The organism is Niallia sp. WK069_GA_01, from assembly GCF_983173855.1.
In genome coordinates this window covers 491,173-517,832 of sequence record NZ_OZ470138.1, presented here as the reverse complement: position 1 = coordinate 517,832, position 26,660 = coordinate 491,173, and the positions used below count along the sequence as shown (strand labels likewise).

20 protein-coding genes are annotated in these 26,660 nt (G+C 34.9%); 8 read left to right on the top strand and 12 right to left on the bottom strand.

The annotated features are described in order from the left end of the window. Positions 1-104: 104 nt before the first annotated feature. The 4 genes from AC5LWL_RS02440 to AC5LWL_RS02425 all read right to left on the bottom strand — a co-directional run bounded on the left by AC5LWL_RS02440 (position 105) and on the right by AC5LWL_RS02425 (position 5,255). The gene (locus AC5LWL_RS02440) at positions 105-1,520 is read right to left on the bottom strand and encodes a SpoVR family protein (protein ID WP_493432861.1); all 1,416 of its coding nucleotides are present in this window, start codon (positions 1,518-1,520) and stop codon (positions 105-107) included. A 178-nt stretch (positions 1,521-1,698) separates the two neighbouring features. Continuing rightward, positions 1,699-3,696, bottom strand: a complete 1,998-nt coding sequence (locus AC5LWL_RS02435; RefSeq protein WP_493432860.1) for a penicillin-binding transpeptidase domain-containing protein — start codon at positions 3,694-3,696, stop codon at positions 1,699-1,701. A gap of 430 nt (positions 3,697-4,126) precedes the next feature. Beyond that, positions 4,127-4,924: a hypothetical protein gene (locus tag AC5LWL_RS02430; protein WP_493432859.1), complete on the bottom strand. Its 798-nt coding sequence runs from the start codon at positions 4,922-4,924 to the stop codon at positions 4,127-4,129. Then, positions 4,905-5,255, bottom strand: a complete 351-nt coding sequence (locus AC5LWL_RS02425) for a PadR family transcriptional regulator (protein ID WP_493432858.1) — start codon at positions 5,253-5,255, stop codon at positions 4,905-4,907. Before AC5LWL_RS02425 ends, AC5LWL_RS02430 begins: the two co-directional genes overlap by 20 nt. Positions 5,256-5,400: 145 nt before the next feature. Here AC5LWL_RS02425 and AC5LWL_RS02420 point away from each other — a divergent pair, with 145 nt between their 5' ends. Further along, on the top strand, positions 5,401-6,231 hold the full coding sequence (locus AC5LWL_RS02420; protein WP_493432857.1) for a hypothetical protein: 831 nt from the start codon (positions 5,401-5,403) through the stop codon (positions 6,229-6,231). A 169-nt stretch (positions 6,232-6,400) separates the two neighbouring features. Further along, positions 6,401-6,790, top strand: coding sequence for a thiol-disulfide oxidoreductase DCC family protein (locus tag AC5LWL_RS02415; RefSeq protein ID WP_493432856.1), 390 nt, complete (start codon positions 6,401-6,403; stop codon positions 6,788-6,790). A gap of 585 nt (positions 6,791-7,375) precedes the next feature. Here AC5LWL_RS02415 and AC5LWL_RS02410 read toward each other — a convergent pair. The 4 genes from AC5LWL_RS02410 to AC5LWL_RS02395 form a co-directional block, all read right to left on the bottom strand. Further along, positions 7,376-7,501 carry an AgrD family cyclic lactone autoinducer peptide gene (locus AC5LWL_RS02410; protein ID WP_493432855.1) on the bottom strand — a complete coding sequence of 42 codons (126 nt, stop codon included), beginning with the start codon at positions 7,499-7,501 and terminating at the stop codon, positions 7,376-7,378. After that, positions 7,482-8,072, bottom strand: coding sequence for an accessory gene regulator ArgB-like protein (locus tag AC5LWL_RS02405; protein ID WP_493432854.1), 591 nt, complete (start codon positions 8,070-8,072; stop codon positions 7,482-7,484). Before AC5LWL_RS02405 ends, AC5LWL_RS02410 begins: the two co-directional genes overlap by 20 nt. 12 nt (positions 8,073-8,084) lie before the next feature. Beyond that, complete coding sequence (locus AC5LWL_RS02400) at positions 8,085-9,344, bottom strand: hypothetical protein (RefSeq protein ID WP_493432853.1); 1,260 nt, start codon at positions 9,342-9,344, stop codon at positions 8,085-8,087. Between the two features lie 127 nt (positions 9,345-9,471). Beyond that, positions 9,472-10,260 carry a two-component system sensor histidine kinase NtrB gene (locus AC5LWL_RS02395; protein WP_493432852.1) on the bottom strand — a complete coding sequence of 263 codons (789 nt, stop codon included), beginning with the start codon at positions 10,258-10,260 and terminating at the stop codon, positions 9,472-9,474. A 711-nt stretch (positions 10,261-10,971) separates the two neighbouring features. On the opposite strand from AC5LWL_RS02395, the gene AC5LWL_RS02390 reads away from it, so the two are divergent. The 4 genes from AC5LWL_RS02390 (at position 10,972) to AC5LWL_RS02375 (ending at position 18,395) form a co-directional block, all read left to right on the top strand. Continuing rightward, a complete protein-coding gene (locus AC5LWL_RS02390) occupies positions 10,972-11,844 on the top strand; it encodes a helix-turn-helix domain-containing protein (protein WP_493432851.1) in 873 nt (290 codons plus the stop codon). A gap of 299 nt (positions 11,845-12,143) precedes the next feature. Next, complete coding sequence (locus tag AC5LWL_RS02385) at positions 12,144-13,253, top strand: C40 family peptidase (RefSeq protein ID WP_493432850.1); 1,110 nt, start codon at positions 12,144-12,146, stop codon at positions 13,251-13,253. 710 nt (positions 13,254-13,963) lie between these two features. Further along, the gene (locus AC5LWL_RS02380; protein ID WP_493432849.1) at positions 13,964-15,580 is read left to right on the top strand and encodes an SWIM zinc finger family protein; all 1,617 of its coding nucleotides are present in this window, start codon (positions 13,964-13,966) and stop codon (positions 15,578-15,580) included. Further along, positions 15,567-18,395 carry a DEAD/DEAH box helicase gene (locus tag AC5LWL_RS02375; protein WP_493432848.1) on the top strand — a complete coding sequence of 943 codons (2,829 nt, stop codon included), beginning with the start codon at positions 15,567-15,569 and terminating at the stop codon, positions 18,393-18,395. Before AC5LWL_RS02380 ends, AC5LWL_RS02375 begins: the two co-directional genes overlap by 14 nt. A gap of 486 nt (positions 18,396-18,881) precedes the next feature. On the opposite strand, the gene AC5LWL_RS02370 is transcribed toward AC5LWL_RS02375, so the two are convergent. Beyond that, positions 18,882-19,883, bottom strand: coding sequence for a DUF3231 family protein (locus tag AC5LWL_RS02370; protein ID WP_493432847.1), 1,002 nt, complete (start codon positions 19,881-19,883; stop codon positions 18,882-18,884). Between the two features lie 52 nt (positions 19,884-19,935). Here AC5LWL_RS02370 and AC5LWL_RS02365 point away from each other — a divergent pair, with 52 nt between their 5' ends. Further along, on the top strand, positions 19,936-20,190 hold the full coding sequence (locus AC5LWL_RS02365) for a hypothetical protein (RefSeq protein WP_493432846.1): 255 nt from the start codon (positions 19,936-19,938) through the stop codon (positions 20,188-20,190). Positions 20,191-20,306: 116 nt separating this feature from the next. On the opposite strand, the gene AC5LWL_RS02360 is transcribed toward AC5LWL_RS02365, so the two are convergent. Continuing rightward, a complete protein-coding gene (locus tag AC5LWL_RS02360; RefSeq protein ID WP_493432845.1) occupies positions 20,307-24,110 on the bottom strand; it encodes a S8 family serine peptidase in 3,804 nt (1,267 codons plus the stop codon). 579 nt (positions 24,111-24,689) lie between these two features. On the opposite strand from AC5LWL_RS02360, the gene AC5LWL_RS02355 reads away from it, so the two are divergent. Then, on the top strand, positions 24,690-25,127 hold the full coding sequence (locus AC5LWL_RS02355; RefSeq protein WP_493432844.1) for a YwpF family protein: 438 nt from the start codon (positions 24,690-24,692) through the stop codon (positions 25,125-25,127). A 69-nt stretch (positions 25,128-25,196) separates the two neighbouring features. Here the strand turns inward: AC5LWL_RS02355 and AC5LWL_RS02350 are convergent, their stop codons facing one another. Next, positions 25,197-25,499 carry a hypothetical protein gene (locus tag AC5LWL_RS02350; protein WP_493432843.1) on the bottom strand — a complete coding sequence of 101 codons (303 nt, stop codon included), beginning with the start codon at positions 25,497-25,499 and terminating at the stop codon, positions 25,197-25,199. Between the two features lie 594 nt (positions 25,500-26,093). Further along, entirely contained in the window at positions 26,094-26,540 is a 447-nt protein-coding gene (gene fabZ / locus AC5LWL_RS02345) for a 3-hydroxyacyl-ACP dehydratase FabZ (protein WP_493432842.1), read from the bottom strand. Between the last annotated feature and the right edge of the window lie 120 nt (positions 26,541-26,660).

The window sequence follows — 26,660 nt, the reverse complement described above, 5'->3', positions numbered from 1 at the left end:
CAGAAAAAAGGCCTCCTATTTAGAAGACCTTTTTCAACGGACAAATAACTATATCTGTTTTCTATATATTTCGACAAACAGAATATGCTATCGTTCCTTTTTTCTTATAAATACTTGCGGTGCAGTGCTTTCCCGTCATACGTGTACAGCATATTTTTATCTTCCACAATTGTTTCCATATGGACATTTCGTCCCCATAATTGATGAATATATGGAAGTACTTTTTCTAAATATTTTAAATCAAGCTCTATCCCTTCAAAGCCATGTTTTAAATAAAGTTCACCGTTTTTCATATAATCTCCATCATTTACTGTGATATATGGGAAACCTCCATTTACCCTCATGCTGACAAGCTGATCTCTCACTTGCTCCCAGCCTTTATCAACTATTTTGTAATCTCTTCCCTGTTTTTGGAAAAGGTACATATCTTCCCGCATCACTAAATCTTTCGTTAAATAATTGCGTAAAAAGGATATATCTGATTCGATTTCACGTACTTCAAAGATCTTTTCTCTGCCTGAATTAGGTTGTACGCCTCTTCGCTTCATTTCTTCTGTTGGATTATTATAACGATCCTCAATATCTTCAAATACTTTCAATCCTAGATAGTAAGGGTTAATGCCTGTTTTCGAGGGCTGTACCACTCCAGCATTTAATTTTGCAAATTCAATTGCTTCTCCGCTTGTTAAATCTAACTCCCGTATTATTCTTTGATGCCAGTAGGATGCCCAGCCTTCATTCATAATTTTTGTTTCTAGCTGCGGCCAAAAATAGAGCATTTCTTCGCGCATCATCGTTAGAATATCCCTTTGCCACTCTGTCAGCTCTCTACTAAAGCTTTCAATAAAAAGCATAATGTCCTTTTCAGGTTGCGGCGGAAATTTTTTGACTACCCTTGTTTTTGATTTTTTCGGTTTATTGCGATCATCTAAACCCCATAAATCATCATAGGGAGAACTTGATGTCTCTTCTACTTCTTCATATTCTACATCGGACATGCTCCAGGCAAGTTTTGGCCGCATTAAAGATGGATCAATATGCTCTTCAATCGCAAGTACAGCATCTAAAAATGTTTCGACTTCGTGTTTTCCATATTGTATTTCATATTGACGTATACGATCAGCAGTCGCTGCCATGCTTTCCACCATTTCCCGCTTTGTATTTCCAAAGCGAGTGTTGTTTTTAAAAAAGTCACAGTGTGCCAAAACATGGGCCACGATTAGTTTATTATTTATAAGAGAATTACTGTCTAATAAAAAGGCATAACAAGGATTAGAGTTAATAACTAGTTCATATATTTTGGATAATCCTAAATCGTAGTGCAGCTTCATTTTGTGGAATTGTTTTCCGAAACTCCAATGGGAAAAGCGAGTCGGCATTCCGTATGCACCGAATGTATAAATGATATCGGCAGGACAAATTTCATATCTCATCGGATAAAAATCCAGCCCAAAACCTGTGGCGATTTCTGTAATTTCTGAGATAGCTTTTTGAAGTTCTTTTTGTTCTACTGCATTCATTCCTTTCTCTCCCTTCACCGTCTTAAATTAATGTATGAAGGAAAAACAAGAATGATGAATTAAATCCTATTTTATTTTAGGACGAAGTCTAATAGAAAGGAACCACCTCTAGCTTCTCAGTTATCAGGCAAAGAGATTATCTGTTTATCTCAACAATCCTCATTTAATCACAATAGTTTTATTCCAAAATGTTTTTCACTTTTTTAACAACAAGTGAGGAGCCGCCTCTTCCTTGCACACCTTCTATCATCATGGAAATCAGAAGATCTTTGTCTTTTTTGTTATAAGCAACATACCAGCCATTCTCCGTACCTTTTTCACCTTGTTTTGCTTTTAATTCTGCCGTTCCTGTTTTCCCTGCCAATGTTAAGCCATTAATTTTTCCAGAATGAGCTGTTCCACTCGGACTGTCAATCACTTGTTGAAGATCATTTGAAATAATATCAGCCGTTTTACTGCTCATACTATTTTCTTTCCCGATCTGTCCTGCTTTTTCACTTGAAAGCAATATCGGTTTTATAACATTTCCACTATTTACAAAAGAAGAATAAGCTGTTGCTAAATGAAGGACACTTGTTTCTACTTGTCCTTGACCATATCCAGAATCCGCCAATTGAATTTCTGTATCCAGCTTGCCTATTGTTGGTTTTTCTATTGGATATGGATAGGAAAAATCTTCTTCAAATCCGAATTTTTTTAATTCAGCTGTATACTTATCTTTTCCTAAATCAAGTGCTGTTTGTGCAAAGTAAATATTATCGCTATATAACAAAGCGTTTGCTAGATTAACAGGTGCTGTACTGCTATGTACTCTTGTTACATAATAGCTACCCCATGATTTATTTTTCTGCCATTGTTTTGTTGTAATCTTCCGCTGCTGTTCTGGGGTGATAACTTTCTCGGTTAATGCAGCTGCAGCCACAATTGGTTTTAATACAGAACCAGGTGCATATGTTAATTTAAAACGATTCGTAAATGGATCTAATTTATTGTTGTTATACTTTTCTCGATCTGTAGAAGTTAATCCAACAACCATTTTGTTTGGATCATATGCTGGACTGCTTACTAACGCTAAAGTTTCTCCAGTTGTCGGATTAATCGCTGCAGCAGCTCCAGCGTCACCATCCATTTCATCGTATATTTTTTTTTGCAAATCTGCATCTATTGTTAATTTTACACTTTCACCATTTTTTACTTCTTTTTCGGCTAAAACCACATTCGATCCATCTGCCTTGTTAATGGATATTTTGAGTCCATTTGTCCCTTTTAACTGCTCTTCAAACACTTGCTCTAAGCCTCTTTTTCCAATAACATCCGTACTGGCATACCCTTTTTCCTTTTGTTTCTCTAATTCTTCTGCTGTTATATTACCAATATATCCAATCAGATGAGCGGCAGCTTCGCCATAAGGATATATTCTGCCTTTTGAATTTTGTTTTTGTACACCAGGCAATGCGAAGAGCTTCTCTAAATAGGCTTGATCACCAGTTGCGACCTTTTTAATTGGTACAAAATAACTTGGCTGAACCCAATTAGCATTTAACGCCTTTTCAATCGTCTCCTTTTTAATATCGAGCAATTTTGCAAGTTGTTCAATGACCATATCTTTATTGTCACCAATCTGCTCTGGGACAAGTCCCACTTCATAAATTACACCATTCATTGCCAAAGGATTCTCGTTTTTATCGACAATAGAGCCGCGTTCTGCTTCCATTGTTTGTAATGATACTTTATCATCTGCACCTAAATCGGCAAATATATAGGTCGTATCCCAATCAATATACCAGTTTTCTTCTTTCTCTTTTTCCTCTTTTACTAGCGTAGCATCTTGGTCAAAGCTAATCTCGCCGGCTGCGCTATTCATTTTCACGGAAAAAGGAATAGAGGCAGTCTCTGCTTTATCAAAATCTTCGTCTTTTGAAGGTTTTGTGTAGGTTGTGTTTACATCCTTTATTTCTAAATCGCTGTATAATTTTTCATAACGAGAAACAAAATCTTTTTTCGAAATGGATTTTTTTGCTTCTTTTGATAGAAATCCATACATATCCTCAAACTTTTGATCATTCCATAACTTGATATATTGTGAAAGCCGTTCATCAGGAGTTGGTTCATTTTTACTGCAGCCAACCACTCCTATTAGTAAAAATATAAGTAAAAACACTACAAGTTTTTTCATTACCTTTCCCTCCTAATTTATAGGGTATGATTAATTGACTATTAAACGGAACTTCTGGTGTGCATATTTTTCTGTATATCAAAGGGCGCAGTGTAGCATCCACTGTTTATCAAGCTAAACTTCAAAAAACAGATCCTTTCTGTAAGGCTACCCTGAAAAGTTGTGCTCTTAATTTGGTCCGCAGTCAGTATACACTTCTCTTTCCATGGGGCGGGCAGCGAGCCTCCTCAGAGTTTTGCTCCGCGGGATTTCGTCTGTCCCGCAGTTCCTATTGGCGTCTTCGTGTATTCTGACTGCTCTTTTTCTTCAAATAATTACCAACTTATCTAACGGCTTATTTTCATCTTTCATGATGCATTTTGTCCACTGGGTGTCTACCTTCAGGATCTTAGAAAGTTTTTTTCTACTAGCTTCTGAAAAAGCTTTTTGTTTACATCACTCTATTTTCTGGACGTCCTTCTTTTTTCGTTTTCTGAACTCGTGGATTTCGATAACGATAGTTTTCTCCTACCCATAAAATTGCTAAACTTAGAGATAAAAGGATTAGTGTTATTCCGATAATGGAAAAGGATGGATTTGCATGCAATTGTGCTACAGTTACTTTTATCAAAAGTTTCCCACTTTTATTATCATAGGAATATTTTTTTAAAGTGGTTTGATAGAAAATATTATTTTCCCTTTTAAAATGTTTATATTCCAGTGGTAGGTATTCTGGATACACATACGTAAGGCTACTTTGTTTTTCGCTGCTTTTAATCGATATCCAGATAGCTTCTATCGTTTGATTTTCATCTACGATAGTCGGAATAATAGATTGATTCTTCATTCCTTTTAATGCAAGTATATCCATAGCTTGCGTAATCCTATTTATTTCCTTTTCTGCAACAACTTTATTCCAACAATATACACTTCCAAGAATGAAGCTTCCAATCAAAAATAGTAAAATACTTATTGTTAAAAAAGTGTTTTTCGTATATTTTTTTATCTTGTATTCATTTGCTAATTCCGTTAAAACACTTTGCGGAGACTCATATTCCCTAATTGCCAGCTCGACTGCAATTTCCGGTGAAAAATCTTTTTCTATATATACATTCATTTTGTCTTTTATACTTTCATATAACTCTTCTTCCACCTCTAATTTTACACTATATGGCTCTTTTAAATTATTTTTTACTTGTTTGCAAAAATGGCGGATTTTTTTATCTGCTCTATAAATATTTCTTGTCATGGAGTTTTCCTCCCAAAAATCGATCTATTATTATTTTAAAAACTCCCCATTCTTTTTTCTTATTTTGATAGTACATAATTCCTAGATCAGTAATTTCATATATTTTTCTTCGGCCTACTTCTTTATTCTCTATCCAAAAAGAGCGAATATACTCTTTTTTCCCAAGACCTTTAAGTGAACTAAATAACGTCGATTCTTTTATATCAAACTTTCCATCACTATAATTTTGTATTTCCTTTGATATTTCCACTATATACATGGATTGTTGATCAAGCAATGATAATAAAATCACATCCATATATCCTCGTAAAATTTCTTCTTCAAAATCCATTTGATACACTCCTCACAATCTATAAAAATATAATAGTAAAAAATACAGAAAAATCCATGGAAATAATTATTAATTTATTAGTAAATTTGGTATAGTTATATTGTAATACAAATACCAATAATAGGAATTTAAGGAGGAAACAAGTATGAAACGTATTTTTTTAGGCTTTGTGTTTTTAATTGGAGTGATTATTTTCCCTTCTCTATCATCAGCAAGTATAATGGAAACAGATGCTTCATTCATCCTTACAGACTATCTTCAAGCTGTTAAAAATCAAGATGCTGAAAAAATGATTGATTATGTACAAGATGAACGCTATACGGAAAGTAAAGATCCCCAATTAACGGAGTATTCAGAAAAAGTCCATATGCAACAATTAGTTAATTATGAAATTGTACAATCACAATTCATAGACGCTTCTAATAAGCAATATGACGTTTTATTAACTTTTGATAATGGAGAGATTTCAAAAGTCTCCTTCACCATGGTTCGTTATAATAATGTTTGGAAAGTACATATTCCTTTGGATTCCTTAAAAAAACAAGAAGACTATGAATTGATAGAAGAAGGTACTCCTATTGCTCCACCTACATCCAAAGCACCGCTAAAAGGTACACGCGGAGTTCCAAGCACTACCTTAACCACTTGGAGCTTTTCAAATAAAGCAAGTGATACTACTTTCTATTTAGGAAATATATTTAATATTACCGGTAAAAATGCAACTTTAACGGGCACACAAACACATAAGTATGTTTCACAAGATCTAGCTGTTAAAATTACCTATCAAGTAGTTCAGAAACATTGGTACGGTGATACTGTTTGGAGTGCTGCAACTAGATCAGGGAACGGTTCCTTTAGTATTGATTTAATTGGTACTGGCAACATGACCGGTCTAACTATTAAACTCCAGACGGGTTCTAGCCCTATAGAAAACATGGGCTATTCAGGCAGTGGCAAACTGATACAATATAATTAATATTAGTTTTCCCCGACTTTTCTTCCCACTAATATTATATCAATAATAGTAGATTCATGTTCTTTTATTGAACTATTCTCCTATTTTTTTGAAAATAAAAGCAGCCAGCATTACATCTTCATTTGTTTTGCTGGCTGCTTTTTTGCTACACTTGTAACAGGTGATTATGTTGAAAAAGATTATTCTTTTTGATGGAGTTTGTAATTTATGTAATGGGTCTGTTCGATTTATTATAAAACGCGACCCTGCTGGAGTTTTTGTCTTTTCATCTCTTCAGGGCGAAAAAGGACAAAAACTGTTAAAAGAATATAAAATAACCGAGCATTTAGACAGCATTTTATTAATAGAAGACGGAACATGTTATAAAAAATCAGAAGCTGCACTCCGAATCTGCCGGCATCTAAAAGGAGGGTGGAAACTCTTCTATTTGTTTCACTTCATTCCTTGTTATTTTCGTGATCCTATCTACGATTATATTGCTCGTAACCGCTACAAATGGTTTGGAAAAAAAGATAGCTGTATGCTTCCCACAAAAGAAAATAAAAAACGCTTTCTCTAGCAAAATAAAATATCTAGCTGAGAAAGCTTTTTTATAAGTGCTATTTCTATGCATAAATCCATATTCTATTCTAAAAAGGCATTGCTTTTTTCAGGGTAGCCAACCACAGAACATGAAAAGAAGCAGATTTCTAAAATTTATAAGCAGGGAGTAGCCAGAATACACGAAGACTCCTATGGGATTTGCGGGACAGGCGAGACCCCGCAGGAGTTTACTCCGAGTAGGCTCACCGCTCGCCCCATGGAAAGCGAAGTGTATTTTGGCTGCGGACTATTCGAGAGAACCAAAACCATTTTCAGAATAGACACCCCTAAAAACAAATTTGTACCATGTTACATGAAAAGAAGCAGATTCCTTAAATTTATAAGCAGGGAGTAGCCAGAATACACGAAGACTCCTGCGGGATTTGCGGGACAGGCGAGACCCCGCAGGAGTTTACTCCGAGGAGGCTCGCCGCCCGCCCCGCGGAAAGCGAAGTGTATTTTGGCTGCGGACTATTCGAGAGCATCCTCTTGCAAAAAAAAACGAACCCTCTTTCTTAATAAAGGTTCGTCTATTACATATTATTCATATTCTCTTTTCCTTTTATTTCACTTTTTTTAAACTAGTTGGAATCTTCGGCAAATGAATCAATGGGCTTGATGCTTGAACAAACATTTTTGACATAGAAGATGTTAGATTCGATACATATTTAGCAGTCGCTTTTTTCATACTTCTCACCCCCTTTCAATCCATCGTTTAAGCGGTGAATACATTTAATCACAAAAGGAATGATTGTAACGCTTTGTAAAAACACTCCGATTAAAAAGACATGGAAATGAAAAACAAACGCAAGCAAACTACTAAAACCTAATAAACAGAAAGCAAGATTTTTTTTCTTCCGCTCCCAACTTTTTGTATGAACTACTTGATCTGGTTCGTAAAATGGCGCATATCTTACGAATAAAAAAACAGCAGCTATTGTATAAAAAATAAGGGTTTTATAGGTAATAGGCAAATAATCGCCAACTATCATTAACAGTGTACTACATAATGAGCAGACAATTGCATTATTGAAATGTGGTCCGCCTGTAAGCAATCGCATAACCATAAAAGAAACAGCAATAGCAACTACTTCAAATGGTTTTCCTATGATAAAACCAGCAACAAATAGTAATAGCATCGTACTAAATAAATTAAGCATAATCGTGAAGCCAAAAATCAACACATCCTGTGGTGCTGTTTCTTCAGGATTCCATTTTTTTATTTTACCCGCAAGAACTACCGCATACCGCTCTATCATTGTTTCAACCCCTTATAGGATAGGAATTAGAATCTTAACACTAACTGGCTCTAAAACAATATTTACAGTTGCTTTATTTTGTTTTAATTTTATAATGGCATCGAATAGACCTAGCTCATTATTACTTGGATCAATAGAAAGATTTGCTGAGATGGAATAAACGAATTTTTTTTCTGTTATTTCTAAGTTGAATTTAATTAACTTCTGTTCATCAAATTGGGAATGAAATAACGAGATAATTAAATCATCTATTATTAAACTTAAGTTTCTGATATGGCTTAGACTAGTGAACTCTTCTGAGCTTATTTTTGTATCAATCAACAGCTCTATCCCTAATAAATCTGCTAGTTTTCTTTTATTAATCAAAAAAGAAAATAAAAGTGGATCAAGTCCTTCCATTCCTTCTCTGAAATCCTTCTTCTTCCAATTAATATTTATCTGCTGCAGCTGATGTGTATCAATATACTCTGTAATAATAGAAGCAGAGCCCGATTTGTTTAATTTTTCAATTGCTCTAAAATGCATCACATATTCCTGCTTTAATTTTTCCACAAAGGTGGCTACTTGTTGTTCTTGATCCAAGTAGAACTTCTTTGCAGTTAGTATTTGATTCATTTGAAGTCGGGAATGCAAAATTAGATAGCATAGCATCATTCCAAATAAAACAATGATACTCAGCAACACAAATGAATACTTCACTTGTTCATCCACCATTAGTACTGCTGCACCAATACATATGAATAAATAAGTTAGAATAAACAATAGTTGGATAATTCTTTTTATCTTTTTGTCAAGATTATCTGCCTTTAATTGATACCTCAATTCTGAGATTTGCAGCTTATTGTGATATAAGAGATAACAAAAGAACAATAATAAAGAAATTGTAATCATCGGAATAATTACTGCGAAATTAGTCATCTGAAAAAGCCGTAAATAACTTCCTTGCAGAATACTGGTAAACAGTTCTATAATGAGCAGCTGCAGGAATAGATAAAAGCCGTATCCGATACTTGTTAATGCAATAGCTTCTAGATTTCTGGTTTTCATTCCAAATTTAATTAGAACAATTAAAATGATTATTTGCAGACCTACTATTACTGGAACTGGAAAAGAAGTAGCATGTAGTACGATAGAAATAATGCTCATTAATGCAGATTGAATTATTATATTTTTCATATAATTTTTATATTTATAACCTAGGAGAATAAGGGGAAAAGAAATTAATCCAGCCCATTCTATTAGAGATACTACAAAAGTTATTATATAGCTCATAAACAATCGATCTCCTAACTGCTTTAAAACAATTACTTTTATATGGAAACTGCACTAGCATCATTAGGTTTAAAATGCAGATTTTCCATTTTGTATGATGGCAACTAAGTGAGGTGGACATGAAGTTTTATGTGTCGAAAGAAGTATGCCGACTTTCAGGAATAGATATCGTTATATTTACTCCTTCGTTTAATTCACTGCTGATTTCCAATTGGCCATTTAATGTTTCTACAATGGTTTTACATATTGGCAGGCCTAAACCGGTCCCTTCATCTTTTGTTGTATAAAAGGGATAGAAAATATCTTCCAGTTGCTTTGGAGAAATGCCTGGACCATTATCTTTAATGGAAATGACTATTTTTTTATTCTCTTTAGCCGCTTCAATTGAAATGGTTCCATTTTCTTCAATAGCTTCTCCAGCATTTTTTATTAAATTAATTAATAATCGTTCAAAACGGTTTGCATTCCCTGATATATAAAGGGAACTACCAACGTTTGTATGAATTGTAATATTTTTCTTTTCGAATTGAAGAGAATAAATAGTAACAATTTTTTCAATACTGTGCTTCACATCAATAATAGTTAAATTATCATAATGTAAATGAGATTTGGATAATGTAAGCAACTCTTGTATAAGCAATTCAATTCTATTTGCTTCCTCACGAATAATAGAAGAATAATGGGCGATATTTGTTTCTGATTTTGCCTTAGCTTCCTTTTCTAAATATTGAGTGAAACCAATAATAGTAGTGAGAGGATTTCTAATTTCATGAGCAAAAAAAGCCGCCATCTTTCCTATTTCTGAGTCAAATTTGTCACTAGATAACTGTTGATGTTCTGGAATATATGTCGAATTTGCTTTCTCTTTGATTTTCTTTTTTCTTTTTGACCATTTTCGGCTGAATACACGTATCATAATGAAATCTTGCACTCCTATTGAATTCATCTAATAGTCTAAAATATTGCATACTGTATAGGTATACTTAACTATTCGCTATCCTGTACGCTTATCCCTTTAAGATTCTACTTTTTTTATAAAAAAAGGAATTTTTTTCAATTGTTGTTATCAAAAGCCGCGATTATAAGACTACTCTTCTATTGAAATAGTAACCTAATCTATATCAATAAGTAAAACATCTTTGAATAATATTATCTCAAGTTATTTTCGTATGGATTTTTACTTTTAAATGGCAGCCCTTTTTACACTTTTACTTTAAGCCATATTCACTGAGGATAGGTGCTTATCTACCTTGGGTAATAATTTCTGATAATAAAAAAAAGACCGCTCTCTTCTTGAGAAAACGGCAGAAAATTGGAGATAAAAGGACTACTCGTAAAACAGATAAAATGGGGCTTAATAGAAATAATTATTTCTATTAAATTGCTCAATTAAGTTTTATGATGCTATCCATAAAAAGAAGGCGTAGGTGGGCTCTTCTTTAAACAAGTATAGAAATAGCAAAAATATTCTTAATATATTGCGGTAAAATCTATTAAACCATATTATATAAATAGATGTATTCGTGGTTTCAACGAATTTTCAGCCGGTTTTACTTATTAATCTCCCTTTTTTTCTTGAAAATACTTAAAATTATAACTTTAGGAATATTTTATAGGAAGTGATACATTGGATTTTTCAGCTGTTGGTGAAAAAATAAAAGAATTGCGTAAAGAAATGGGATTATCTCAGAAGGACTTAGCTCATAATATTTGTACCCAGGCACAAATAAGTAAAATTGAAAAAGGAGAAGTCTTGCCACTATCCTCTACTTTATATTTAATTTCCCAACGTTTAGGAATAGATGTTAATTATTTTTTTGATATAGGTTTAACCCCTAGGCTTGATTATGTGTTGGAAACAAGCAGACAATTAAAGGCTGCCCGTAGAAGTACTGATTATAACACAATTAAACAAATTGTCGAAGCCGAAGAAAAGAATCCGCTTTTCACTCGCAACAAAAAACATTTTCAAATTTTACTTTGGCATAAAGCAATTTATGAATATGAAGTAGACCGTGAATTTCAAAAAGCCTTGCAGCTTATTGATGAAGCTATCCAGCTGACTTTTGATAAAGTATATTCTGAAAAAGAAATTGAGATATTCATTAGTAAAGGAATTTTTCATTATGAAGAAGGTTTAATAGAGGAAAGTTTGCAAATTTATTATAAGGCATTTGATCATTTAAGTCATATTCCTCATTTACAGGACGATACGATAAAAAGCAGGCTTTATTTTAATATTGCTAAATCACTTACCGACTTAAAGCAATATGATACTTCTATTACTTATTGCAAGGAAGCTATTAATTGGGCAATCAAGAAAGATAATCTCTATCTTCTTGCACATTTTCACTACCATATAGGTTACAACTATGAGCTTCAAGAGAAGTTTCAGCTTGCAACAACATATATGAAAGAGGCACTTCTTATTTTTCAACTAGTGAAAGATAATCGATACAAAGATTATATCCAAGATAAAATTAATCGTTGGAATGTATAAAAATAAATGCGTTGTGCTCCCTTTACCATCGCCTGAATACAAATGTTCTGACCGATAAGGTGAAACTTCCCCATTAATGGTAGTTTCGCCTTATTATAGCTAAATACCTATTTACCTCCTCTATCTTTTCTACTATCCAACACATTTTTTATTTTAAGGTAAAAAACTACCAAAAGTGTGATTATAGTCCTATTTTTGTTGTTTCCGCTCTTTTTTATTCTATAAACCAGTGCTATAGACTTTCCCTATATGATAGTATAGTTTCATAGAATACTAATTATTGGGAGTGAGTGTTAAACATGAAGAAAAAAGTCACAACCTTGGCGACTGCGGCTCTTATTTCAACCGCTTTCACTTCAACTGCATCTGCTAGTACTTATGTCGTAAAAAAGGGAGATACCTTAAGTCATATTGCAAAAAAATATAACACTACTGTCCCTATTTTAAAATCCAATAATAAACTATCATCTGATACTATTTTTATTAATCAAAAATTAACAATTGGGAAAAACTCTAACAAAACAATTAAACAATCTTCTATAGCAGCTAATAATTCTAGTAGCACCTCTTCGTCAACAAAAACATATAAAATTGTGTCTGGAGATACACTGCTTAAGATTGCCAATAAATTTTCTATCTCATTAGCAGAATTAAAACAGTGGAATAACTTACATTCTGATCTTATTTTTCCTGGAAAAGAGTTAATAGTTTCTCATTCTGCTGCAAACTCTTCTAGTGAAAATACGGAGTCTTCTCATCAAACAAGTGCAAGCGAAACTACACATCCTTCTATTTCACAAGCGAGTGTATCCACTTATAAAATTAAAAGCGGCGATACTTTAGGGAAAATTGCAGCAGCCTTTCAGACTACCGTAACTCAATTAAAACAATTAAATAATCTTAAATCGGATTTGATTTTTCCTGGTCAACAATTGAAAGTAACAGCGTCAGGCAGTACCCCAACAGAAAACGTAGAGAGTAAAGAACCGGAAAAAGAAAATGAACCTACCTTTATTTCCAATCCAGCAAACAATGCTCCTGCGGTCTCTTCTGAAGTAGCAGTTGTTACAGAAGCACAAAAATTGATTGGGACACCATATAGCTGGTCCGGCACAACTCCTGATGGGTTTGATTGCAGTGGCTTTATTTATTATGTGTTTAATAAAGCTGGGCACCCTCTTAATCGTTTATCTGCTTCAGGTTTTTATGATCGCAGCTATTATGTTGATTTCCCTCAAGTTGGCGACCTTGTATTTTTTAGCAATACTTATAAGGAAGGCATTTCCCATTTGGGCATCTATGTTGGAAACAACTCCTTCATTCATGCCGATTCATCGGGCGTCCGTATTACAAGTTTAGATAATACATATTATAAAAATCATTTCGAAAGCTTTAAAAGATTATATTAATAACCAAATAGATACTCCCTTACTATAAGGAAAAAACAAACAATTCCAGAGCGTCGAAAAAGTAAGACTGCAAACTCTCAGGATTAAAGGATGCAAAGCCAAATTGACGTTGCCATAGGAAAGTGGAGTATATACCGGCTGCGGACTAATTAAGAGAACCAAAGCCATTTTTTATGGTAGGCCACCATACAACAAATTTACACCATAAAAGATGAAAATAGGCAGCAGTTTGATTAAGTTTGTTGTTATGTTAAAGCAGGGAGCAGACGGCATACACGAAGACTCCTGTGGGATTTGCGGGACAGGTGAGATCCCGCAGGAGCATGCTCCGTGGAGGCTCGTAGATGAGCCCCACGGAAAGCGAAGTGTATTTCGGCTGCGGACCTACACCCTGAGTGAAGAAATATCCATTTCCATTTTCAGATAATATCTCCCCACTGATAGAATTTTCACCTAATATATTTTTGCTCACCATTTCCTTATTCCTTCTGACCCTACCATCCCAATAAAAAAAACGTTATAATTAAAGAATGGTTTTTTTTACACGTTATAATATAATGTCTATTCATTAGTTATTAGGTAATAACTGATACTCTAGACTTTATTTTCTGTACTATTTAAATCGATCTTTCGAAGCTGCTCTGTACTTTAATTTGGATCAGTAGTACCTCTGTAAAAGGTTCTGGTGATTTTCAGGAGGGATAAGAACGATGTTTCTAGAAAAATATTTAGAGCCATTAAATACTTGTGCAGAAAACTTCAAAATACTACTTGATGCAGAAAATCCTACTATTCAAAAAATAGTAGAAAAAGGCCTGCTTCTTTATAGACAAGGATTTGTATCACAAGTAAAAATAGATAATAACGCAATAACTGGTATTGTTCAAGATGTTACACCTGCAAAGGTTTCCCTTGATCTCACCTTTATCCAAATGAGCTCATGCACTTGTTTCGCCAATGGATTCTGCCGTCATCAGCTGGCTCTTTTTTTCTTTTTACTTGGCCAGACCGGAAAAGTATCAACCTGGATGACAGAATGGCGTGAACCCATTAAAAAACCAATGGATTTGAAGAATCTTCAACTAATGAAGGCAAGTGATTTATTGCAAGATTCTGACGCAAAAGAACCTGAGTATAAAGATTGGGTGAAAGGTTTCAATGAAAGCTTTGATGTACTGATTGGTGAAAACAGTCATAAAACCTATACAATTACAGAAATGTACTATATCTATATCCGCAAGCTAAAAAGTGGGACTCCCTTCCAAAATGAATGGAAACTGTTGTACTTATTGATTGGCCATGTTTATACATTTAAAAAAATGCTGTTATTAAGCAGAACATTAGAGCATTCGTCCGAAACGATAAACCGCTACTATCGTCATATTTATCATGATTTATTAAACCATGTCGAAGAAAATATAAATAAATTGGCTAACTTTACCTTGCCGTTTGCTTTTGATGCTTTTTTAGAAAGCTTAAAAGATGAAGTGGTAGATATCCTTACCATCAATGCAAACATTAAATTTGAATCCATTCATCTATTCCGGATGCTGTGGACAAACATTTTTACTAAAAAGCAATGGCACCAAGAAGAACTAGCTAGGTTAATGACTAAAAAAACGACATTCTTTACCGAAAAGGTTGCATCCATCCATTTGCAGATTATATTGCGGGAAGATAAACAAGCACTTGAAACGATTCGATTATTACAAATAGAAATTGTCCCCTATATGATCTATTGGATTGATTACTTTAACAGCCGTAAAGCATGGAATCGTTTGGAACCATATATTCATGCATATATTCAGCTATTAAAACCATATTTATCATCTGAGAATGACGATTTTGATTATTGTCATGAATTTAGCATTATGGCAATTAAGTCTATCACACCATTTTGCGAAACGAAAAATCGAAATGATTTATTAGAAAGAATATTTATGCAGACACTTCCATTTAGTTTTCAACACTACGAAAGTTATTTATATGAAAACGGCTATTTAGACAAATGGATTGACCTTTTTACGTATATGGGAATTGGCATTGATATGCTTGATAAATTTCAAATTAAAACGATTCAGCAATACGATCAAAGCCTGCTTTTATCCCTTTATCACCGCTCTATTCAAGAACATATTAATTTAAAATCAAGGGAACATTACCGCATCGCAGTTCGCCAAATAAAAAAACTGCGCACTTTATATAAAAAAAGAAAAATGCAAAAAGAATTTGATCGTTTCTTAACACTTACACTTGAACGGACAAAACGATTAAGAGCCTTTCATGAAGAATGTAGGAAAGGTAAGTTGATACATGCTGAAAACTAATTATTTAAAAATAAATGTCCATTATTATGAAGAAAAAGGGTTTTTTCTAACTGCTATGGTGGATAATGTTTATTTATATCCGAATTATTGGAAAAACATATTATTTCAATATCATCAAGAAAGTTATTACGGAACGATTTTACAAGAGACTTCTATTAATGAAATAGAAGGGATTCTTTTAAACGGTTGGCAGCTTGCTACATTATTTGCAAATGAACGATTTAATCGTTATATAGAATGGGATTGGAATGAAACGGCACAAGTTTGTTTGGCGGCTGCTCCTACCCTTTATGAAGCAATCGTAAAAAAAGAATGGATTCCAGATTTTAAAGAATGGGAAAAAGACCGATTCCGTTGGGCTTTGCCCAAAAGAGTAACAGAGGAATTTAATTCATCTTTTTGGAAAGAAATGCTACAGGATGAACTAGAAAATACAAGTAATCAAGACTTTATTGAAGAATGGTTTCATCAATCATTAGATTATTATCTAGACGAGAATGAAGAGGCCAAACAACAGTTTCAGAAAAAAATCACTGATTTGCGCAATACAAATATTCCTTCATCTAAACTAACTGCCTATTTTACAGAATCAACATGGCAAGAATGGATGGGCTTAACAGAAAATCCTTGCCCTTTTACACTTGGCATCAAGCTGGAAGAGCCTATAGAAATGGATACAACATGGAATCTTGATCTTTTTCTAAAAGGAAAGGATAATCCTGATTTTGTGATAGATACACATGATCCTGGCAACCTTCCAAAAAAATGGCAAGCATTTGAGCCATCCATCGCAGAAGAGCAAGCTCGTTGGATAGAACTTTTCCCTTGGCTGCAAGGAAAAAACGGGATAACAAATCAGCTGACAGAAGAAGAGGCATGGATGTTTTTAACGGACGCAAGTGAAATATTACTAGCACTTGGTGTCGATATCCTGCTTCCTTCTTGGTGGCAGGCAATGAAAACGGCAAGCATGAAAGTAAAAGCGAAAGTTTCCAATACGAACCACCGCCCTTCCTTCGTCGGCCTCCAGGCTATGTTGGATTATAATTGGCGGTTTTCTATGAATGGAATAAATTTATCAGAAGATGAATTTAATAAAATGGTCGAGGAAAAACGACGTCTTGTATATATTAGGGGACGCTGGATTAAATTAGATCCTTCCTTTATCCGCCAGATTCAAGATTTAATGAAAAAAGCGGAAAAAGAAGGACTTCATGTCCGAGATTTAATTGAGCAAGAACTTTTGCAAACAAAGGAACAGCAGGAAGATGATTTAGAAAATCCAAAAACATTTGCGAAAATTCAAATAGAACTAAACAGACAGTGGCGAACGATGATTCACCAATTAAAAGAAATAAAAAATCTGCCATTAGAAGAAGTACCAAAAAGCTTTTTAGGGGAACTAAGACCTTATCAAGCGCTTGGCATGAGCTGGCTGTTATTTTTGAGAAAGTACGGTTTTGGTGCAGTGCTTGCTGATGATATGGGACTTGGCAAAACCGTTCAGCTGATTTCTTATTTGCTAAAGGTAAAAGAAGGAGAAAAAAACAAGCAAACTCCAGCTCTTATTATTTGTCCAACATCTGTTTTAGGCAACTGGCAAAAAGAAATAGAACGATTTGCTCCTAACTTGTCTCTTTATCTACATTACGGCTCCAGTAGGTTAAAAAATGAAGAGTTTGTGCAAAAGACAATGAATAGTGATATCGTTCTGACTTCCTATGGTTTAACCCATATTGATTTAGAGCAATTTTCACAAATCAATTGGAGTTCTGTTTCTATCGATGAAGCTCAAAATATTAAAAATTCGCAAACAAAACAATCCCGTGCCGTTCGTAAGCTGAAGGGAAACCATTATATTGCATTATCTGGGACACCTATGGAGAATCGTTTAAATGAACTTTGGTCTATTTTTGACTTTACGAATCACGGTTACTTAGGGAGTCTTGGCCAGTTTCAAAAACGTTTTGTTATTCCTATCGAAAAAGATGATAAAGTGGAACAAATCCAGCATCTGCAAAATATGATTCGTCCATTTTTATTAAGAAGAACAAAAAAAGATGAAGAGGTAGCTTTAAATCTGCCGGACAAATTGGAACAAAAGGAGTACTGTCCTTTAACTGCTGAGCAAGCGGCTTTGTATGAACAATTAATTCATGACACCTTCGCCAAGATTGAGCAATTAAGCGGCTTTGAAAGAAAAGGGCTTGTCTTGCAAATGCTGACTCGATTAAAGCAATTATGCAACCATCCGGCTCTCTATCTAAAAGAGGAAAAGCCAACCAATCTGTTAGAACGCTCTGTTAAAATGGAAAAACTAGCTGAATTAATGGAAGCCATTATGGAGCGAAAAGAAAGCTGCCTAATCTTCACCCAATATATTGATATGGGTGCCATGATACAGCAAATGATGAAGAAAAAATTCCACATTGATGTCCCGTTTTTAAATGGCAGTGTGCCTAAACAAACAAGAGATAAGCTTATACAGCAATTTCAGGACAATGAATTTCCTATCTTTCTTCTTTCCTTAAAAGCAGGAGGAACTGGTTTGAATTTAACGGCTGCCAATCATGTTATTCATTATGACCGCTGGTGGAATCCGGCTGTAGAAAACCAAGCTACTGATCGTGCATACCGCATCGGCCAAACTAAATTTGTGCATGTACATAAAATGATTTGTACTGGCACATTAGAAGAGAAAATTGATGCGATGCTTGAAAAGAAACAATCTTTAAATGAGCAAATTATTCAGAATGAGAACTGGGTAACAGAATTATCAACAGATGATTTAAAAGATTTAGTTTCTTTGTCTTAATAGAGCAAAGTTTCTTCGCATATTGGTTGCTGTTGTATAGGCCCCAGCCCTCGCTATCTGCTAAGTGAGTGCTGGGGCTATTGTAATTTAATTCGGATAGATATAGACAGTGGTGATAATAGAGGTAAACTAGCATGAAAATAGGTAATGCACACGCTCGAATAGCCCGCAGTCAGAATACACTTCGCTTTCCTGCTGACGAGCGTCGAGCGGTCCTCGCTGCACTGCGGAGTCTCGTCTTTCTCGCATTCCCGCGGGATTCTTCGTGTATTCTGACTGCTCCCTACTTCAACTACAACAATAAATTTAAGAATACTGCTTCTTTTCATGTCCCATGATACGAATTTTATTAGCAGAGATCTACCTTGGAAATAGGATTCCGCTCTCTTCTTCTATTTCTAACCATTGCCTCTTTTTCGTATTAAATCTGAAAAGGCAAGTAACCGCTTTGGCACTCGCTTTTGTTTTCTACAAGATCGGAGGGTGTTATTTCGTCAATTGGTTTCGATCCTCCATTTGAGGTGGTTCTTCCATCCAGCCATTTTTAATCATAATCTTTCCGCCATCCTGAGCGAATGTGAAAATATCTTTTGCAAGCAAGGACATTTTTGCAGGTAGATCGCTTCGCAAGCTGAATGCCCCACCTAGTGCGTTACTTCCAAGTCCAAATGAAGTTAATAAACTGGTGTTGTACATCATCAGCTTATCAGAAAATGGTGCTGTTTTAGAAGTAGTTGCTTTCCCCGCATGTGTAGCTGGCGGTTCAATATAACTTTGTCGTAAAAATTCACCTAATTCTATCTCAATTTTTTTTGATAATCGCATGCCTTTAGCAAAATAAGTCTGCACTTCTTTATTTGTAGTAGATTGAGCAAACCCTGTCATGAGCTGCATCCCAATAAGATTTGTTTCAATGGCATGGTGAATAAGGGACACTTCCACTGTGTTCAGGGATCTTGTTTCACTAAACACATTAAGTCCACCCATATACTTGTTATCTTTTACAAAACGAATTTCTTCTGGCATTGATACAAAAGGAGGACGAACAAGCACTCCTTTTTCTAATAACAGCTGGGTTGACTGACTGTTCATCTTCTGAGCGTCTGCTGTGATCTCTATAAATAAGTCCTCAATATCTTTTCGGTAGGACATCCCTGTAAACAGTGCATAAAGATTCATTTCTACTTTTGTCATCATATGTAAATACATGATATCGTACATAAAATCATACAGCTTTGGAATCCCTTTATGCACATCACTTTCTGTAAAACCAAGCGGGATGACTGCTCCTTCTTTTTGTAAAATTTTTGTAATCATAACAATGTTCTTTGCTGCACCATTATAATGTGCATGTAGCAGTTGCTTTTCTTTTCCATCAGCATGCTCTATAAAATGTTCCAGTATTCTTTGGATCATTGTTTTTTCTTGATATGCCATCCATAAATTGGCCAATTCTGATGATGTAATTGGTGCTTGGTTTGTCGGCATAGTTCACCCCTCCTAGTTTTGTTTTCTTAATATAACCAAGAGGGGGATATTTATGATTGAATTGTGCTTTTGCTACTGGCTGTTGATTTTTATAATTGGTATTTATCGCTTATTCCTATATGCGCAAAAAAACTCCAAGAATAACTATTATTTTCTTGGAGGGTGGATTTATTTTGGCTTTCCTAAAAAAGACAACGCACTCTCAATGAGTCCGCAGTCAGAATACACTTCGCTTTCCATGGGGCGGGCGGCAAGCCTCCTCGGAGTAAACTCCTGCGGGATCTCGCCTGTCCCGCAATTCCCATAGGAGTCTTCGTGTATTCTGAATGCTCCCTGCTTATAAATCTAAGAAATCCTGCTTCTTTTCAAGTGCCATGATAGGTGTTTTGCAGATTCTTTTTCTTAATCCAAGTTTTTTTCAGCTTATTTTTTATCTGCTGGGATGATGGATTTATTTTTTAATGTTTTTTCCTTTTTATTTAATTTATAATAATAAATCGTTTTGCTTGTTTTATTGCCACCTAGATCAACTGCTGAAAATACAAATTTATTTAATCCTGGTTTTAATTTTAATGATACTTTTTTCACGGATGCACTTAAACTTCTCATTGCGTATGGTTCTTTAAATTTATGATAGTAAAGTTGACTGCCATTTAAAGTTAGTTTCATTTCATCAAAATTATCTTTCACCTTTATATTTACAGTTGGATTTTTGTCTTTATACCCTATTACACGATTGGTGGATAAACCACTTAACTCAAGGGTTGGCACTGCCGCATCCACTATAATCGTTCTTTTAAATTGTGCTGTATTATTGGCAGCATCTACTGCTTTTACTTCAAATGAATGAACTCCATTTTCAAAAGGAAGTGCTGTGTTAAATTCATATTGCTTTTTAGCTTGATTATAAGTAAAAGGAATCGTTTTTCCAGCAATGCTGAACTCTTTTATGGCTGATTCTTCAATAATGGTTCCAGAGATGGGTATATTTTTTTTATTGAATACAGCTAATGCCTCTGGATTTACTAAAGAAACAGTTGGAATTTTTTTATCTTTAGAAATTTCTTCTGCCGTTACCGTTGATTCTGTTGCATTTCCCGCATAATCGTACGCTACTACAGTAACATCTTTTCCAACCTCTACTTCTTTTGAAAGCGTATAAGCTGTCGCATCTCCGTTTAATGGTTTCTCCAGAATGGATTGATCATCTACTAATACATCAAAATAAGAGATCCCAGATCCTTTAAAATTATCAGTTGCGGTTAACTGCAACACTTTATTATCATTTGTTAATTTTATTGCCAAAGTTGGAGATACCGTGTCTACTTTTACTGGTATTTCCACCTTTTGCGCTTTCGCTCCTGGATAATCAATTGTAGAACTAATACGATAATAATACTGACCGTCTTTTAATTGATCATTTACCTTACCGTCCCATGCCCAATTATCATCTAGTTTATAAGTAGTTCCTGTTCCTCCATCATAATAATCTTTTGTGACTTCTTCTTCCTCCAGTAATTTTCTGACCACTTTTCCTTTTTCATTTACAATCGAAAAACCTACCTTTTTCGCGTTTCTTAAAAAGGAAAGAATCGGAATAATCTCATCTTGTACTCCATCATTATTTGGAGAGATGGAAATGGTATCTTTGGTAAACACATCTTTTACTGGGTTATATCCTAAATAGGCATAATCTTCTCCATCTTTTGCTAACGCACCACTCATTCCGTAGAAAGAAACATCCTCATAGTTCATTCCATCTATAATAGGCGCTTTATTCCAATCCCCTTTAAAGCCAACATATGGAACACTTAATGTCGCATTTGTTTCTGCAGGATCTGTTAACGTTACATAGCCTTCTACAAAGTATCCATTTGGAAATACTTGATCAATTACAACTGGTGTTTCCCAGCTGTTTGTTTTCGACGGATCAACTACTTTTGCTTTACTCACATCAACTGTCACTTTTATTTTTTTGCTCTTTTTCGCAGGAATAGTAACGGATGATGTTTCTTTTCCATTTACTAATAAACTTGCGTCCAGAATTTTTTGAGCTTCTAACTCATTTGCCGTATAACCTAACTGCCCACTAATAGAGAAGTCTGTTTGTATATTGGCAGCGAGATTGTAGCTTACTTCTTTATCGCTATAATTTTGTGCTTTTAACGTAAAACTGAATGTATTGCCAACTTCTCTTAATGCAACTTTGCCTTCATTTGTTTTATTTTCTGTCACGATAACAGGTGTTTGAAGAGCTGAATGTAGCTGCATAAGCCCTGCACCCTGTCTACGGGGAGAATAAGGAATATTCCATTCAAAAGCACTATTAACTGTACCAAGATCTGTTACTGGTTTTGCAGTATTCATTAATAAATTTTTGGCAATATTAACGCGCTCAAAACCTGTTGCACCAAATTCATTATTTACCCTTTCTAACACAAGTGCAGATCCACCGGATACATGTGGAGCCGCCATTGAGGTTCCGCTCATCATTCCATATTCATTATTTTCTAATGTAGAATAAATCTGTCCGCCTGGAGCAGTAATTTCTGGCTTAAAGTCAAGGTTAGGTGTTAATCCCCATGAAGAAAAGCTACTCATTTTCCCAGCCTCTGGATTTGCTGCTTTTAGACTTGACCCGTCAAAAGTTAAAGAAACCTTTTCTCCTTTGTTTATCGCTGCTGCTAGCTTGTCCCCATCCGCTTTTTGTAAAAACAACTGCGGGATCACAATCTTTGCATCTGTTGCCATACTAATAAATCCATCTGTATTATTAAAAATAATTACCCCTGCTGCACCTGCATTTTGAGCATTTAGCGCTTTATCTACAAAGGCAATAGATCCTCTTTGAATTAGTGTATATTTTCCTTTGACATCTGCTTTTGCTAACTCTTCCGGTGTTCCAAGTCCAGCAAATGCAATATCATATGTTTTTTCAGCAACATCTTTTGGATGAACAGCACTTGCAGACAGAAACGGTGCTTGGCCATTTTCAGAGCCAAATCGATAAGTGAATGCATCTAAATTCATAAAACTATTTTCAACTGATGCTACCTGCATGCTATCGTATGCGACACCAGGCGCCCCTGAAACACCAATATCTGGGTTAGAGCTTAAAGGATTAGCAAATCCATTTCCAAAATGAGCAGAATTCCCAGCAGAAATAGACATTAAGATGCCATTATCAACCGCTCTTGTAACAGCTTGCTGCTCTGGTGAATCTTCCGAAACAAATCCAGCTGTAGATCCTAAGCTCATGTTGATAACATCTGCTCCCAATATAATCGCATCATCAATTGCTTTAATATAAATATCTCCCCAAGTGGATTGCATATTCGGATCGTTTCCAAATACCTTTAATGCTAATAATTGTGCCTCTGGAGCAATCCCTTTTATTCCCGCCGCTTCCTCATTTCCATTTGCACCAATCGTTCCAGAAACGTGCATTCCATGCATACTCGCGCCTTCCGCATTATCTTGGATGATAGTATTTTCATCCATATAGTTGTATCCATAAGGTACCTTTTCTGTATAGTATTTACCCGGAAGAATATTCCCGTCTGTAAATTGATTTACTTCTTCTTCTGTTAATTCTCCTTCTGTATCATCCGATAGAATCATATCCTTATGTTTTGGATCAATCCCTGTATCAATTACCCCAACTATCATTCCTTCCCCTTTATATCCATAATCACGCCATGCCTCTTGGGCTTGTACAAGTTCTTTACTATAAATCATTTCTGGTTTCTCTGCTGGTCTATCGTACTTATTTACAATATGTACTTTTGATACTTCAGCAAGTTTTTCTATTTTTACTATGTCCCCGTATTTCATTTCTCCACTGAATCCATTAAATATAGTAGTGAAATTCTCTAATTCCTTAAATTTCACTTTTTGATTCTTTACTTTTTCTTTCACTTGCTTTTGCTCCGCCAATTTTTCCTTCTTTAATTTCTCTTTTGTTGCTTTTGGCAATTCTTTTACCTGCTTATCCATCCTTTGCGCATAAGATACAGTTGGTTCCGCTGCCATTTCTACCACAACACGAACAGTATCTGAGTCTTTATATCTCGCTTTTACGTCACTTCCTTTAATAGAAGTTAAGGATGGTTGGTTTCTTTGTTCTTTTGTATTTTCCGCTTTGGTTGGCAATGTTACTGCCGAAACACTATTGGAAAATAACATAAATAGCATTACTACTAAAATAAAAACTTTCCCCTTGTTCATCACAAAGCTCCCCTCAAATAGTTCAATATTTTCTGAATATACTGCACCATTTAAAAGTACCATAATAGTTTTCTATTTATTAAGGGGAGAAAGACCTCTTCCTATTATTAGTATTCTAGTAATTTAGTCTAGTTATTTCGCAAAACGAATCAAATTCCGACACTTTTCGATATAATTAGATTTTTTCTGACAACAGCCGCAGAATTTTTGTCGTTAAGTATGTTGGATTATTTCAATAACATTTGTCTCAGTAAGTTTATTAATATAATAATTTAAAAAACATTTTTATAAACTCTGTTATTTAAATTTAAAAAGAAATGATTGTGGAAAATAATAATTATTGGATAAAATACAGCACATATGAAAGGCAATTCCTCTTTTATCCTGACTATATTTTTGTGAGACAGTCTAGAACAAGCAGGAGTGATTATCACATGCTGAGGGTAGTTTAAGTGGCTTCAGGCTGTAGATTACTTTTATATAAGAAAATAACTTTCCCCCAGATTACTTCTGTTTTTGTTTATTATTTTTTGCTGTATAATTGGTGGTATTCGTCAGCAATAAACTGGGAGGACTTTTGTGAAAACATTTAAACTAATTTCCATTCAAGTGTTAATCGATGATAAAATTATCCCCATTGAATTAGCCGATGGGCTTATTATAAATAAAGAGGATGAACATAATCACTGGCTTCTTGATATGTATACTAATCACACCCATATTAATTTATTTCAAAGGGTGCAAGAGGAGAAAAAGGAGTTATTGGTTCATGCCGTAATCACCAAAAAAGAAAATGATCCAGCCCCCTTTGAAGTAGAGGTTCGTACAATTCAAATTTTTGATCAAATGGCAAGTATTCTTTTAGAAGGAACATTAAAGCGCAATCGCAAAGATTATGCAGAAATGCTCCTTGATTATTTGTTAGAAAATGGTTTCACAGGAACGGAATTGTCTGCTAAATTTAAAGAATTAATGCAAAGTAAGCCACAAGCTTTTTTAGATAAAAAACTTAAATAAAAGTGGATTTTATTAAAAAAACATTCTACCAATGCCTTTTAAGGCACTGATCGAATGTTTTTTTGTTTGTTATTCGTCTACATCATCTTTATCATTCATATCATTTTTATCTTCTATCATATCTTCCCCAGGATTGTTATCATCTGTTGTAACGTCCCCATCGTTATCTGTGTTTTGATCTTGTGTGTCTGGTACATTGTCATTATTTAAATCTGTATCAGGCACTACCTCATTATCGTCTATATTTTTATCTTCAATGGTTGTATCATCTTCTGGAGCAGGGCTTTGATCGTTATCATTATTCCCACAGCCAGTTAGAAACATTGCAGATAACAATGAACATCCAAGGACTTTTAGCCATTTATTACTCATTGTTAAACCCCTTTTCTTGTGTGATATTTATGGACCTGTTGTGATTGGTCTCTACTATCATGTCCAAAGAAAAGAAGGAGTTGCATGGAATACTTTTTTTCCAACAACCTCCTAAGAAGGAGCTGGCTGGCTGTCTCGTATAATCCGCAGTCAGTATAACTAGGTTGTTCCATTGCGCTACAGACACTCGCTTTCCGCGGGGAGGAAGCTGAGCCTCCTCGTTGCACTTGCGGGGTCTCAGCCTTTCCTCTACTTCCCGCAGGAGTCGAGTGTCTTCCGCTCCATTCCACTTCGTTTTTAAAGGATATTTTCTAAAACCTAATTCTTTTACCATGAAAAGAAAAAAATAAAATAGATAAGAAAATGAAGCGGTCCTGAATACACGTAGACTCCTGTGGGATTAGCGAGACAGCTGAGACCCTGCAGGCCAAGGGCCGAAGCGGCTAAAGCAGAGCCCCACGGTAAGCGAAGTGTATGCAGGCTGCGGGTGATTACCACAAACTTCTTTTTTACATGAATAAAAACCCAAACAATAATACGAAATATTTTTTACATCGTCGTATCATGGTTCGGGTTTATCTTCGGCTGAAATACTTATGTCCCAGCTTCTTCTTTTTTATCTCCTAATGCGAAAATAATCTCTGCTTCACATGCAATTTCTCCGTCTACTGTAGCTACACATTTTCCTTTTCCAAAGCTTCCGCGAACACGTGTCATTTCTACTTCTAAACGTAGCTGATCACCAGGATATACTTGTTTCTTAAAGCGGCAATTGTCTACTCCGGCAAAAAATGCAAGTCTTCCTTTATTTTCTTCTTTTATCAGCATTGCTACTGCCCCAACCTGTGCAAGTGCTTCAACAATAAGAACTCCTGGCATAACAGGAAAATCTGGAAAATGTCCATTGAAGTATTCTTCGTTTGCGGAAACATTTTTGATTCCTACTGCACGTTTTCCTTCTTCTACTTCCAAAATTCTATCTACTAATAAAAATGGATATCGATGTGGAATAATATCCTTTATCTGGTTTATATCTAACATATTAAGACCTCCTACTAATATGTGGTTCTATTTCATTGTACTTGAATAAGGCATAAAAAAGAAGGGATATCCTCCCTAAAGGCTACCCTGAAAATAGGTTTCCTTATGCTCTCAATAAGT

Bases quoted from the DNA above. Each gene is read 5' to 3' on its own strand.
- AC5LWL_RS02365 (WP_493432846.1), top strand. From the start codon at position 19,936: ATGATTGAATTGTGCTTTTGCTACTGGCTGTTGATTTTTATAATTGGT.
- AC5LWL_RS02370 (WP_493432847.1), bottom strand. From the start codon at position 19,883: ATGCCGACAAACCAAGCACCAATTACATCATCAGAATTGGCCAATTTA.
- AC5LWL_RS02425 (WP_493432858.1), bottom strand. From the start codon at position 5,255: ATGGATTTTGAAGAAGAAATTTTACGAGGATATATGGATGTGATTTTA.
- AC5LWL_RS02360 (WP_493432845.1), bottom strand. From the start codon at position 24,110: ATGAACAAGGGGAAAGTTTTTATTTTAGTAGTAATGCTATTTATGTTA.
- AC5LWL_RS02385 (WP_493432850.1), top strand. From the start codon at position 12,144: ATGAAGAAAAAAGTCACAACCTTGGCGACTGCGGCTCTTATTTCAACC.
- AC5LWL_RS02400 (WP_493432853.1), bottom strand. From the start codon at position 9,344: ATGAGCTATATAATAACTTTTGTAGTATCTCTAATAGAATGGGCTGGA.
- AC5LWL_RS02395 (WP_493432852.1), bottom strand. From the start codon at position 10,260: ATGATACGTGTATTCAGCCGAAAATGGTCAAAAAGAAAAAAGAAAATC.
- AC5LWL_RS02435 (WP_493432860.1), bottom strand. From the start codon at position 3,696: ATGAAAAAACTTGTAGTGTTTTTACTTATATTTTTACTAATAGGAGTG.
- AC5LWL_RS02350 (WP_493432843.1), bottom strand. From the start codon at position 25,499: ATGAGTAATAAATGGCTAAAAGTCCTTGGATGTTCATTGTTATCTGCA.
- AC5LWL_RS02410 (WP_493432855.1), bottom strand. From the start codon at position 7,501: ATGAAAAAAGCGACTGCTAAATATGTATCGAATCTAACATCTTCTATG.
- AC5LWL_RS02380 (WP_493432849.1), top strand. From the start codon at position 13,964: ATGTTTCTAGAAAAATATTTAGAGCCATTAAATACTTGTGCAGAAAAC.
- AC5LWL_RS02405 (WP_493432854.1), bottom strand. From the start codon at position 8,072: ATGATAGAGCGGTATGCGGTAGTTCTTGCGGGTAAAATAAAAAAATGG.
- AC5LWL_RS02440 (WP_493432861.1), bottom strand. From the start codon at position 1,520: ATGAATGCAGTAGAACAAAAAGAACTTCAAAAAGCTATCTCAGAAATT.
- AC5LWL_RS02430 (WP_493432859.1), bottom strand. From the start codon at position 4,924: ATGACAAGAAATATTTATAGAGCAGATAAAAAAATCCGCCATTTTTGC.
- AC5LWL_RS02420 (WP_493432857.1), top strand. From the start codon at position 5,401: ATGAAACGTATTTTTTTAGGCTTTGTGTTTTTAATTGGAGTGATTATT.
- AC5LWL_RS02375 (WP_493432848.1), top strand. From the start codon at position 15,567: ATGCTGAAAACTAATTATTTAAAAATAAATGTCCATTATTATGAAGAA.
- fabZ (WP_493432842.1), bottom strand. From the start codon at position 26,540: ATGTTAGATATAAACCAGATAAAGGATATTATTCCACATCGATATCCA.